General features: G+C 71.7%; 10 protein-coding genes. 4 read left to right on the forward strand and 6 right to left on the reverse strand.

All coding sequences use genetic code 11. The features are described 5' to 3' along the window. The first annotated feature begins 109 nt into the window (after positions 1 to 109). The 3 genes from AB0H56_RS16950 to AB0H56_RS16960 all read left to right on the forward strand — a co-directional run bounded on the left by AB0H56_RS16950 (position 110) and on the right by AB0H56_RS16960 (position 3,365). Positions 110 to 1,294 (forward strand): LLM class flavin-dependent oxidoreductase, encoded by a 1,185-nt coding sequence (locus AB0H56_RS16950; protein ID WP_357163563.1) that lies wholly within the window; start codon positions 110 to 112, stop codon positions 1,292 to 1,294. 2 nt (positions 1,295 to 1,296) lie between these two features. After that, positions 1,297 to 2,370, forward strand: coding sequence for an alcohol dehydrogenase catalytic domain-containing protein (locus tag AB0H56_RS16955; RefSeq protein ID WP_357163566.1), 1,074 nt, complete (start codon positions 1,297 to 1,299; stop codon positions 2,368 to 2,370). Between the two features lie 137 nt (positions 2,371 to 2,507). Beyond that, positions 2,508 to 3,365 carry a tyrosine-protein phosphatase gene (locus AB0H56_RS16960; RefSeq protein WP_357163811.1) on the forward strand — a complete coding sequence of 286 codons (858 nt, stop codon included), beginning with the start codon at positions 2,508 to 2,510 and terminating at the stop codon, positions 3,363 to 3,365. A gap of 74 nt (positions 3,366 to 3,439) precedes the next feature. Here AB0H56_RS16960 and AB0H56_RS16965 read toward each other — a convergent pair whose 3' ends face one another. The 4 genes from AB0H56_RS16965 to AB0H56_RS16980 form a co-directional block, all read right to left on the reverse strand. After that, positions 3,440 to 4,258 carry an IclR family transcriptional regulator gene (locus tag AB0H56_RS16965; protein WP_357163569.1) on the reverse strand — a complete coding sequence of 273 codons (819 nt, stop codon included), beginning with the start codon at positions 4,256 to 4,258 and terminating at the stop codon, positions 3,440 to 3,442. Positions 4,259 to 4,376: 118 nt separating this feature from the next. After that, positions 4,377 to 5,951, reverse strand: coding sequence for a LuxR C-terminal-related transcriptional regulator (locus AB0H56_RS16970; protein WP_357163572.1), 1,575 nt, complete (start codon positions 5,949 to 5,951; stop codon positions 4,377 to 4,379). Between the two features lie 4 nt (positions 5,952 to 5,955). Further along, positions 5,956 to 6,615 (reverse strand): AAA family ATPase, encoded by a 660-nt coding sequence (locus tag AB0H56_RS16975; RefSeq protein ID WP_357163575.1) that lies wholly within the window; start codon positions 6,613 to 6,615, stop codon positions 5,956 to 5,958. Between the two features lie 130 nt (positions 6,616 to 6,745). Further along, positions 6,746 to 7,975 (reverse strand): FAD-dependent monooxygenase, encoded by a 1,230-nt coding sequence (locus AB0H56_RS16980; protein ID WP_357163578.1) that lies wholly within the window; start codon positions 7,973 to 7,975, stop codon positions 6,746 to 6,748. Positions 7,976 to 8,066: 91 nt separating this feature from the next. Here AB0H56_RS16980 and AB0H56_RS16985 point away from each other — a divergent pair, with 91 nt between their 5' ends. After that, entirely contained in the window at positions 8,067 to 9,038 is a 972-nt protein-coding gene (locus AB0H56_RS16985) for a WYL domain-containing protein (RefSeq protein ID WP_357163581.1), read from the forward strand. Positions 9,039 to 9,086: 48 nt separating this feature from the next. Here the strand turns inward: AB0H56_RS16985 and AB0H56_RS16990 are convergent, their stop codons facing one another. Together AB0H56_RS16990 and AB0H56_RS16995 are read right to left on the reverse strand one after the other, a co-directional pair. Further along, complete coding sequence (locus tag AB0H56_RS16990; RefSeq protein WP_357163584.1) at positions 9,087 to 10,304, reverse strand: cytochrome P450; 1,218 nt, start codon at positions 10,302 to 10,304, stop codon at positions 9,087 to 9,089. Between the two features lie 126 nt (positions 10,305 to 10,430). Then, positions 10,431 to 12,029 carry an ATP-binding cassette domain-containing protein gene (locus tag AB0H56_RS16995; protein ID WP_357163587.1) on the reverse strand — a complete coding sequence of 533 codons (1,599 nt, stop codon included), beginning with the start codon at positions 12,027 to 12,029 and terminating at the stop codon, positions 10,431 to 10,433. Between the last annotated feature and the right edge of the window lie 276 nt (positions 12,030 to 12,305).

The raw sequence follows: 12,305 nt of genomic DNA on the forward strand, positions 1-12,305 counted from the left end.
AAGGTTCCCGGTGACCGGGAGGCGCTGTCCTGGATCGGGTCGCCGGTGCCGAAGGTGGGCACGACGCCGTGAGTCCGCTCACCGCACCGTTTCGACGAGGAGACGCACCATGTGGAGCCCCAGTTCGATGAGATTCGGCGCCTTCCTGGCCCCGTATCACCCCCTCGACGCCGATCCAGCCCTGCAACTGCGGCGCGATCTCGATCTGATGGAGCATCTCGACCACCTCGGCTTCGACGAGGCGTGGATGGGCGAGCACCATTCCACGGGCGCCGAGATCGTGCCCGCCCCGGACATTTTCATCGCCGCGGCGGCCGAACGCACGCAACGCATCCGGTTCGGCACCGGGGTGACGTCGCTGCCGTACCACCACCCGCTGGTCACCGTCGACCGCATCACCCAGCTCGACCTGCAGACCCGTGGGCGGGTCATCCTGGGCACCGGCCCCGGCAAGATCCCGCTCGACGCGCACATGATGGGCATCGACCCCTCCGATCAGCGCCGCCGCCAGGGTGAGGCGCTCGAGGCGATCGTGCGGCTGCTGCGGGGCGAGGTCGTCGACATGCGCACCGACTGGTTCACGCTGCGCGACGCCCGAGCGCAGCTGCCCACCTACGACCCGGCCGGCCTCGAGGTCGCCGCGGCCTCGACCATCTCGCCGAACGGTTCGGTGCTCGCGGGCACACACGGCCTGTCTCTGCTCTCGCTAGCGGCTGGTTCACCCGCGGGTTTCGCGGCGCTGGACCGCAATTGGGGCGTCTACGAGAAGACCTGCGCCGAGCACGGCCACCGCGCCGACCGCGCGGGGTGGCGGCTGGTCACCCCCATGTTCCTGGCCGAGTCGCGGGCCGAGGCCGAGCGGGCCGTCGCCCGGCGCATCGGGTCCATGGCGGCCTATGTCCACCGGCAGACCGGGCAGCAGCCGGAGTGGGCGCAGACCTCGCGCGGCATCGTCGAGCAGTGGCGCGAGGACACCCTGGGCGAGTTCGGGCAGGCGATCATCGGCACGCCGGACGAGGCCGTCGACCGGATCCAGCGGCTCATCGACAAGACCGGCGGCTTCGGCACGCTGCTGATCCTGCACGTGGACATGGCCAGCTGGGCCGACACCCAACGCAGTTTCGAACTGTTCGCCGCCGAGGTGATCCCCCATTTCAAGAACCGCAACGCCGGACGGCAGGCCAGCCTGCAGTTCGCCGAGGACCACCGCGAGGCACTGATCGGCGGGCTGGTCACCGCGATCACCAAGGCCCACACCGACTACTACGGCGCCGACGCCGCGACGGGAGCGTGAGCATGCGCGCCGTGCGATTCCGTGACGGAGAATTCACCGTCGGCGATGTCCCCGACCTCCCCGCGACCGGTCCCGGCCAGGTGCGCATCGCCGTGGCCGCCTGCGGCATCTGCGGCAGCGATCTGTCGGTGTCCAAGGACGCGTGCCGCTTCGTCGAGGTGGCGCGGGCGGGCGGGTACCCGCTCGCGGAGTTCGACCCGGCCCGGCCCGTGGTGCTCGGGCACGAGTACGCCGGGGTGATCACCGAAATCGGCGCGGGCGTCACCGATTTCGCGGTGGGCGACCGGGTGGCGGGCATCGGTCTCGCGACCGAGAGCGACACCGGCATCCCCACCATCATCGGCTACTCCAACACCTATCACGGTGCCTTCGGCGAGGCGATCGTCGTCGACGCGTTCTGGGTCCGCAGGGTCCCCGACACTCTCTCGCTGGATCACGCGACGCTGGCCGAACCGCTGCACGTGGGCGAGATGCATGTCCAGCAGTCACAGCTCACCCCCGCCGACTCGGCGCTCGTGATCGGCTGCGGCACCATCGGTCTCGGTGCGATCGTCGCGGCCAGGGCACACGGCGCGAAGCGGGTGATCGCGTCGGAGCCGTCACCGCGACGCCGCGAGCTCGCGGCGCTGCTGGGCGCCGACATCGTCGTCGACCCGGCCGACCAGGACCCGATCGACGTGTGGCACACCCTGATCGCCGAGGACCCCGTCGTCGGCGCGGCCGAGGGCGGCATCCTCATCGCCTACGAGTGCAGTGGGCGCGCCGGGATCCTGAACGAGCTCACCCATCGGATGCCGTTCAACTCCCGCATCCAGGTGCTCGCGGCCGGGTTCGCCGCCGAATCACTCACGCCGGTGGTGCCCCAGTTCCGGCGCATCGCCGTCAATTTCGGGCACGGCGACTATCGGGACGCCTACGACATCACCCTCGGCCGGTTGGCGTCGGGCTCGATCGACGCCGAGGCGATCATCACCGGTCGCGTCGGCCTCGACGGTGTGCGGGACGCGTTCACCGCCCTGCGCAGCCCCGAGGAGCACGTGAAGATTCTCGTGCGCCCCGGTCTGGACGCCGAATGAGCAACGCCCGCACCGGGATCGCGGCGATGTCAAGCCGCAATCCCGGCCATTGATGGTGGCGGCCCCGGCCCCTCGGCGGCCTCATAGCGTCGCTGCCCGTGAAAGCAATTCGCACGAAACGCAGCATCGCCTCCGTGATGGCCACCGTACTCGCCGCCTTCGCGCTCGCCGCCACCGCCGCCTCGCCACCGGCGGTGGCGGCGCCGAGCGCGGGCGGGCAGATCCCGTTGCAGGGCGCGGTCAATGTCCGCGACATCGGCGGTCATCGCACCTACGACGGCGCGACGGTCAAGTCCGGCAAGGTGATCCGCGCCGACGCCCTGTCCGGACTGACCGACGCCGATATCGCCGCCCTGGCCGGTCGCAATCTGAAATCCGTGGTCGATCTCCGCACGCCCGGGGAGGTGCAGTTCATGGGGGCCGACCGGCTGCCCGCCGGGGTGCCGCTCGTCGCGCGGCCCATCGACGACACCGGGCTGTTCACCCGGATGATGCAGATCATCCAGTCCAAGGATCCGCAGCGACAGCAGGACGCGCTGGGCGACGGCGGCGCCGAGCAGATCATGAACGGCGTCTACGCCAGCTTCCTGACCGCTGGCTCCCGTGCCGCGTTCGGGGCCACGATCCGCGAACTGGCGGCCACCGACGGCGCCGTGCTCTACCACTGCACATCCGGGAAGGACCGCACCGGTTTCCTCACCTATGTGCTGCTGCGCGCGGTCGGTGTGCCCGAGCAGACGGCGCGGCAGGACTATCTGCGCTCCAACGACTTCCGTGCCGCCGCGGACGCGAAGCTGCGGGAGCAGGTGAAACAGGCCGGCTACATGCAGAACCCGGACCTGCTCATCCCGCTGCAGGAAGTGCGCGGCGAGTATCTCGACACCGCGGTGCGCACCCTGGAACAGGAATACGGCAGTTTCGGCAAGTTCCTCACCGACGGCCTCGGCATCGACGGCTTCACGCTGGTGAAGTTGCGGAAGAACCTCGTCGGCTGAGCACGACACGACCGATCGGTGGGTCGGGGCGCACGCCCCGACCCACCTCTCCGTGCGCGCTCCACCGCGCCGGGTCACCGCTGGTGGGATCGCCCGCGTGGTGTATCCGTCGCGCGCGCGGCCGCGTCAGCGGCGTCGACCAGGATCTGCGCCAGCCGTCCCGTCCCGGACGCGCGTTCCCCGCCGATCGGGCCCGACAGCGACATCGCCGCGCCTGCCCGCTCCGCGCCGACCTCGATCGGCACCGCGACACACACGACGCCGGTCATCGACTCCGCGCGGTCGAGCGCGACGCCCCGATGACCGCGCACCCGCTCCAGTTCGCCGTGCAACTCGGCGCGGCGGGCGATGGTGCGTGTGGTCAGCCGGGGCAGACGCGGCGGGAAGGCCAACTCGATGAGGTCAGGGCGCAGGGTGGCCAGCAGCGCCTTGCCGACCGCGGTGCAGTGCGCGGGCATCCGGCCGCCGAGGCGCGTCGGCACGGGCGCGGCGCCGCGCCCGACCTCCTTGTCGATGAGGAGCACTTCGGGACCGTCGAGCACGCCGAGGTGGGCGACCATGCCGGTGCGCTGGCACAGCTCGTGCAGTACCGGTCCCATCGCGTCGCGGATCTCGTTGTGCTCGATGGCGAGTCCGCCGAGTTCCAGTGCGCGGGTCCCGAGCCGGTAGCCGCCGGGGGCGTGGGCCAGCCAGCGCAGCCGGATCATCTGGTCGATGATGCGGTGCGCGCTCGAGCGGGGCAGTCCGGTGCGGTCGGCGACGTCGACCGGGGTGCGCATCGGCACCGGCCCGTCGAAGGTGTCCAGGATCAGGGTCATCCGCTCGATCATCGACGCCGGCGTGCCACCGGTGTGTGCTGTCGACCTGGGCACGATGCGCTCGTCGACCGTCATGGGCCACCTCACTGCTGTTCGCTGCGCTGTCGGCATCACCTTGCCGTCCCGGCGCCGCGCGGGAATCGCGGAAACTACGGAGATCGCGGAGGACGACTACGGAGAACGGGTCCGGGCGTCAGCCGGTGACGCGGCTGACCCAGGCGGCGATCTGGGTGCGGGAGGTGAAGCCCAGTTTGGTGAGAATGTGGTCGACGTGGCTCTCGGCGGTCCGGATCGAGATCACCAGTTCCTGCGCGATCCGGCGGTTGCCGTGGCCGCGGGCGATCAGCAGGGCCACATCGCGCTCGCGGCGGGTCAGCACGTCGAGTCCGGCGGGTTCGACCGCGGGTTCGGCCGCCGGCGCGGAGTCCATCGCGTAGTCGACGGCGTCCTCGACGGCCAGCGCGGCTCCGGCGTCGAAGCGGGCGGCGAATTCGCGCGCGCCGAGCGCGTCTTGGACCTGGTCGCGGATCCGCCCGCCGACGAGCTGGGTCATTGCGTGCGCGAGGCGCTGCGAACTGCCACGGCGGATCGCCGACGCGGCGCCCATCAGGCGCGCCGCGCGGTCGAGGTCGCCCTCGTCGGCGGCCGCCCAGGCCAGGCCGTCGACGCTGGTGGCGATCCAGGCGCACCGATCGAACAGCCGGAACAACTCGATCGATCGGCGCAGGGCGGCCACCGCGGCGCGCGGATCGCCGTCGCGCCGCCGCTGGGTGCCGACCGCCCAATGGGCGAGTCCGCCGAGCAGGTGGGAGCCGTGCTCGGTGGTCAGGATCAGCAACTGGTCGGCGAGGGCGCCCGCGAGCGGGTCGTCGAGAGCCAGCGCGCACACCGAGGCGAAGGCCAGGGTCTCCATCTCAACCCGGGGGTGGTCGCACTCGTGCGCGGACACGGACACCGCCACGGCGATGTCGAGCGCGGCGCGCAGCTCACCCGCCCCGAAAGCCAGTACGGCACCGGCCATCTCGGCTTCGGCCAGCACGCGCACCGATCCGGTTTCGGCGGCGATCGCCGCGGACGCCTCGGCCAGCTCGGCCGCCGCCCCGGTCTCCGAGCGCATGGCCGCGATGACCGCGGCGGCGGCCAGCGCCCTCGCCCGGACGACGGTGTGTTCGGTGTCCTTCGCCAGCGCCTCCGACAGCCAGCGGTAGCCCTCCAGCAGCAGATGGCAGTGCTCCCAGAACGGCCACAGCTCGGTCGCGAGCTCGAGCGCGCGCCGCGCGCCGGCGGGATCGTCGAGGGAGAACTGCAGTGCGGCACGCAGATTGGCGTGTTCGCGGGCGACGTCACCGAACCAGGCGGTGTCGGCGGCGCTCCAGTACTCGGCGCGCCCGCGTCGCGCGAGCCGGTAGTAGTACTCGCGATGGGCGAGGCGGACCGCGTAGTCGTCGCCGCGCGCCCGCAGCCGGTCACCGCCGAACTGGCGCAGCGGTTCGAGCATCGTGTACCTGGCCGTGCCGTCGGCGCCGGGCCCGTAGCTCAGCACGGACTTGTCGACCAGCCCGGTCAGCGCGTCGAGCAGGGTCGGTGGCGCGCCGACCCGGCAGACCGCTTCGGCGGCGGCGAGGTCGACCCCGCCTGCGAAGACCGACAGGTGCTCCCACAGCCGCTGCTCGTCGGGCGTGCACAGGTCGTAGCTCCAGCGGATCGCCGAGGCCAGCGTCTGCTGACGCTCCGGCGCGGCGCGCGGTCCGGTGGTGAGCAGCCCCATCGCGTCATCGAGGCGGGCCAGGACCTGCTCGGGGGGTGAACATCCGCATCCGCAGCGCCGCCAGTTCCAGCGCGAGCGGGATGCCGTCGAGGCGGCGGCAGATCGCGGCCAGGGTCGCGGCGTCGGTGGCGCGCTGCCCGAAGTTCGGGTCCGCCGCGGTGGCGCGGTCGACGAGCAGCCGGGTCGCGGGGCTGTCGAGGTCGGCCTGCTCGGGGACGGGCAGCGGCGCCACCGGCAGGATCTGTTCCCCGGGGACGCCGAGCGGTTCCCGGCTGGTCGCCAGGATGCGCAGGCCGGTGGTCGCGGGAACGAGCCGGTCGGCGAGTGCGGCGCACGCGCCGATCACGTGCTCGCAGTTGTCCAGGATCAGCAGCAGTTCGGCCTCGGCCAGGTGTGCGGTGAGGGCGGCCTGCGGTGTGGCGGTGTCGTCGCGCACGCCGAGCTCGCGCGCCACGGTCGAGGCAACGAGATCGGGATCGCTCACGTGGGCCAGTTCCACCAGCCACACACCGTCGGGGAACGCCCGCCGCGCGACCGCGCCGACCCGCCTGCTCAGCCGGGTCTTGCCGACGCCACCCACCCCCGTCAGCGTGAGCACCCGCGTCCCGCCGAGCAGCTTCCTCGCCGTCGCGACATCGTCGTCGCGACCGACGAAGCTGGTCACCTCCGCCGGGAGATTCCCCGGCACACGCCTGCCCACGCCCTACTGTCGCACACCCCGATTCGCCGTACAGGCAGTCGGGACCGCGGATTCCCGGGCGTTCCGGGTCGCCTCGCCGGTCGTCCGTGCGGCGTCACCGCCACAGCCGCGCCGTCGCGGCCAGGATCGGGGTGCTCACGGCGGTGGCCGCGGCGCCGAGGGTGGTGTCGGTGGCCAGGATCCACCGGACGGTTCGCATCGCCAGGGTGAGGACTTCGCCGCCGCGCGTTCGCATATCGGCTTCGAACCGCCCCACCGCGGTGGGGAGGGTGGTGGCGCCGGACGTCACGTCACGCAGGTGTGCCGCCAGACTCGCGGCGTCACGAATGGCCGCGCCGGCTCCCATTCCGGCGGTGGGTGGGGTGGCGTGCACCGCGTCGCCGAGCGCGGTGACGGGACCCGCCGGCCAGGGCGCGAGGTCGGATGCGCGGGTCGAGGCGGCATTGAAGCGGAACGCGGCCACGGTGTGCGGGTCGGCCCGGGCGACGACCTCGAGGGCGTGCTCGGCCCAGCCCCGCGCCCGGAACCGGTCGAGCAGGGCGTCGCGGAGATCTTGCCCGCGCAGCGCGGCGGTGCCTGCGGATTCGGTGAACATGGCGCCCCAGATGTAGGTGGGTTCGGTGGTGACCGACATCCGCAGTTCGGGAGCGTCGAGTGCGGCGTTGCCCACGGGGTCGAGGAACCCGATATAGAGCGCGGCTCCACGCGGACCGATCGCGAGCCCCGATCGTCGTCGCAGCCGCTGCCGCTCGGCGGGGGTGAGGTCGCGCACGAGGGTGCGCCCGGAGAACCCGATGATCCCCACCGGACTGTTGGTCGGTCCACCTGCCAGATGACGCGCGACGAGCGAGTGCGTCCCGTCCGCGCCCACCACCAGATCCGCCGGCATCGGCGCGCGATCGGCGAACAGCACCCGCGGTGCACCGGAGCGGTCGAGGCCGACGCCGGTCACGGCGCAACCCAGCTGCAGCGTCTCCCCCGCCGCTTCGGCGAGCAGGGTCCGCAGGGTGATCCGGTCGACGTCGACACTGTCGCTGCCACCGAGGTCCGGCCCGTGCCCCAGCAACCGGCCTGCCTTGTCCCACAACGCGTCCCGCTCCCGCAGGCGCAGCGCCGAACCGGAGGCGAGCAAGCGCCGCATGATCTCCGGCGCGACCAGCTCGCGCAGCGCCGCCTGGGCCCGCCCGTCCAGGGTGATGTGGTAGCCACCCGTCGCCGCGACGTCGGTGTCGCGCTCGAGAACCGCCACGTCGAATCCCCGGCGGCGCAGTCCCGCACCCAGTGCTAGTCCACCGATTCCGCCACCGACCACTACCACCCGCATGTCTGTTCCTGTCCGTCGTTCCGCGCTGACGGACCGACGATGGCATCGGTGGTGGACACCGAGTGGCCACCACCGATGCCATGATGGGCCGATGGCTGATACCGCGCACCGTGCGTTGCGTCTGCTGTCGCTGCTCGGATCGGGCCGGCGGTGGCCGTTGCGCGAGCTGGCCGCCCGGCTCGAAGTCAGCGAGCGCACCGTGCGCCGCGACGTGGAGACCCTGCGCAGGCTCGACTATCCGATCAGCACCGTGCACGGCCCGGACGGCGGTTACCGGCTCGGCGGCGGGCACACCCTGCCGCCGCTGCTGTTCGACAACGACCAGGCGCTCGCGGTGGCGGTGGCGCTGCAGACGGCGCCGAGGACGACGTTCGGTCTGGGTGACGACGCGGCACGGGCACTGGCCACCCTCCACCAGGTCCTCCCGCCGGCGTCACGGGCCGCGATGGAATCGATGCGCCTGACCCGCCTGCGCAACTACTGGGAGTTCCCCGCGCCTCCCCTCGACCCCGCCGCGCTCACCGCCGTCGGCACCGCGGTGCGGCACCGCCACGTCCTGGCGACCGAGCTGCTGCGCCCCGACGGCACCCGCCCCGCTCCAGGGGAACCCGACTTCCGGGCCGCCCGCCGTCTCGAACCACACCACCTCGTCGTCTGGGCCGGCCGCTGGTACGTGGTCGCCTACGACCTCGCCGACGACGAATGGCGCGTGCATCGCGTCGATCGATTGCACGTCCGGCCCACCACCCAGCGCTTCGCCGCGCGTGCCGTACCCGGCGACGATCTCGCCCACCTCGTGATGAGCACCCACGATCGCGGAGACACACTCGCCGCTGGCCGTGCTCGGGCAGCGCCCGACTCGCCCTGCCCGCCCACATCGTGGCCCGGTGGGCGCCGGGCGGCTCCGTCGTCGAACAGCTCGACGACAGCCACTCCCGGCTCACCCTCGGCGCCTGGTCCTGGGCGGGCATCGCCGGCATCCTCGCCACCTTCGACACCGATCTCACCGACATCCGGCCCCCGGAGCTCGTCCACGCCTGTCATCAGCTCGCACGCCGCTTGAGTGGCGTCGGAGGATCTCCGTGAAGTCCCGCAGTGCCGAAACCGGGGCCTAGTCGGGGCGCAGGTACACCGGAACCGTGGTGTGCCCGTTGGAGATGAAGCTCGACACCGGCACCAGCTCGCCGGGGCTCGTCGCCAGTCGCATCGCGGGGAAGCGCTCGAACAGCGCCGGTAGCGCCACCGCCGCTTCCAGCCGGGCCAGGGACGCGCCGATGCAGTGATGCGCGCCGTGCCCGAAGGCGAGGTGGTGCTCGCGGGTGGCGCGGGTGGGGTCGAACTCGGCGGCGGTGGCGTGCACTTTCGGGTCACGGCCAGCGCCCGCGTAGGAGGCGAGGATCGCCGCGCCCTTGGCGATCCGAGGTCCCCCGGCGATCTCGATGTCGTCGACGGCGTAGCGCAGCGGCAGGTGCGCGACGGGGGCCTGGAACCGCAATGTCTCCTCCACCACGTCGGCCCACGACACCGCGCCGTCGACCACCGCGGCACGCTGGTCGGGATGGGTGAGCAGGGCGACGATGGCCTGGTCGAGCAGATTGACCGTCGTCTCGTGACCGGCGTTGATCACCAGCATCACCGTGTCGACGAGCTCCTTCTCCGTCAGCGGGGCGTCCTCGCCGCGCGTGGCGAGGAGCACGCTGGTGACGTCGTCGCCCGGATGCGCGCGCCGGTAGGCGACGAGTTCACCGACCAGGCCGTACATCTCGAGGTAGTTCGCCTGTGCCTGCTCCGCGGTGAACGTGCCGTCGAAGAAGCCGTCGACGCACCTGTGCATCGCCGGGCCCAGTTCGTCGGGCACGCCGACCAGTTCGGTGATCACCCGGATCGGCACCGGATAGGCGAATCCGGCGCGCAGGTCGACCGGCTCGCCGGCCGGGGCGGCGGCCAGCCCGTCCAGCAGGGTCTCGGTGATCTCGGCGATCCGCGGGCGCAGCGCGGTGCTGCGGCGGTGGCTGAATGCGGGCGAGACCAGCCGGCGCAGCCTGCGGTGGTCGGCGCCGTAGGCGGTGAACATGTTGTCGACCGCGACCCAGGGCAACAACGGCCACGACTCGGTGATCTCGCCGTTGACGAACGACAGCCAGTGCTGCCTGGGATCTTTGGACACCCGCGGGTCGGCGAGCAACTGGCGCAGCACCGCCTGGTCGGTGACCGACCAGGCGGGCACCCCACCGGGCAGCTCCACCAGCGCGACCGCGCCGCGCTCCCGGATCCGATCCGACTCCCCCTGGATGTCGGCGCCGGTCGAATCGAGCACGATCGGTTCCATGACACTCTCCTCCACCCCGCGACGGCAGCCGTGATCGACAGCGCCGCAGCTGTTTTCACCACTGCGGGCAACTTACCCCGCGAGGCGGAGCGACCAGGGGGATTCAGCAGGACCGGAACTGTCAGCTCACTCCAGCGCGCCGCCCTGATGCAGATGACCCTCGGTGTCGAGTTCCACGACGGTATCGATGCCGAGTCGCCGCAGGAAGGGGTAGTCGTGGCTGATCACCAGCACGGCGCCGCGATACGCGGTCAGTGCTTCGACGAGTCGATCGACACTGGCGATGTCGAGGTTGTTGGTCGGCTCGTCGAGGACGAGCAGCTGGACGGGCGGCTCGGCGAACAGCAGTCGCGCCAGCGAGACCCGGAAGCGTTCGCCGCCCGACAGCGTCGAGACGGGGCGCTCGACGCTGTTACCGCGCAACAGCATCCGGGCGAGGTGGTTGCGGATCACGCCGGGCGCCGCCGTCACCGCGGCGGCCTGCACGTTCTCGAGCGCACTGGCTTGCTCGTCCAAGCCGTCCAGGCGTTGCGGCAGGTAGCCCACGCGATCGGTGAACAGGACACCGCGTGCCGGATCACGACCGTGCAGCAGGTCCTCGATCAAGGTCGTCTTGCCGACTCCGTTGCCGCCGACGACCGCGACCCGCTCCGGCCCCTGCACGCTGATCACCCGCTCGCCGTCGCGGAGTTCCGCGATCCGCCTGCCACGCTGTACATCGGGATCGGGCAGGTCGAGCCGGATGTGTTCCTCCCGGCGCACCCGCTCGGCCGCCGCGTCCAGAACTTCTTGGGCCGCAGTGACTTTCGCGTCGAGCATGGTGCGCATCGACCCCGCCGCGGCCTGCGCCTTACTGGCCCGGTTGCCCGCCAGGATCCGGGGGATGCCGCCGTTGCGCTGGGTGGCGCGACCGGTCCGCTCCCGCCGGGCGAGCTTGGTCTCGGCCTCGATCCGTTGCCGCTTCTCGACCTTCAGCGCCTGCTCGGCGCTGCGCGCCGCCTGCGCGGCCGCGGCCTGTTCCTGGTCGACGTACTCCGTCCAGGCACTGTAGGGACCACCGAACACGGCCAGGTTCGCACCGTGCAACTCTGCCGTCGCATCCATGTGCTCGAGCAGTTCGAGGTCGTGGCTGACCACCACGAGGGTGCCCGGCCAGGAGTCGACGAACCCGGTGAGCGAGGAGCGGGTCGCCCGGTCCAGGTTGTTGGTCGGCTCGTCGAGCAGGGTGATCGGGGTGCGCTGGATCCGCAGCCCCGTGATCGCGACGAGAACGGCCTGGCCACCGGAGATCGCCCCGACTCGGCGGTCGAGATCGGCGGCGCTGAAACCGATCTCGTGCAGTGCCTCGTCGGCGCGGGCTTCGATGTCCCAGTCGTCGCCGATCATCTCGAAGTGCCGGTCCGCGACCTCGCCCGCCTCGATCGCGCGCAGTGCGGCCAGTTTCGCGTCGATACCCAGCAGGTGCGCGATGGTCTGCTCGCGGTGGAGCGTGAGGGTTTGGGGCAGATATCCGACCTCACCGGTCGTCTCGATGTACCCGGACGTCGGCGTCAACAGCCCGCCGATCAGGCGCAGCAGCGTGGATTTGCCCGCGCCGTTCCGACCGACCAGACCGGTGCGCCCGGTGCTGAACGCGCCGTTCACTCCGGCGAGCGCGACGGTGCCGTCGGGCCATTCGAAGGTCAGGTCGTGCAAGGTGATCGCGGAATGCGTGAAGGATGACATGGGTCGTTCGACTCTTCCTGCTCGTGACACGAGCGGCCGCAAAGGTTCGGAATTCGCGGAAACCGTCGAAGGCGACGAGGGGCGCGTGGAGCGCGGGCTCGATCGGGGTACGCCGAAGACACATTCCGGCGCGAGCGGGAACGTGAGTCCGGGAGGCCGCCTTCGAGAGGGCGGCTAGAGTCTGTCGACCTCGATGAGCACGGGGCCAGGCTAACACCCGGCTGCCGGGCGAACCCACGCGCTTCTCCCATCGCGCTGTCACATCCGCGGCGGCCT

This window comes from Nocardia sp. NPDC050717, assembly GCF_040654275.1.
GTDB lineage: Bacteria > Actinomycetota > Actinomycetes > Mycobacteriales > Mycobacteriaceae > Nocardia.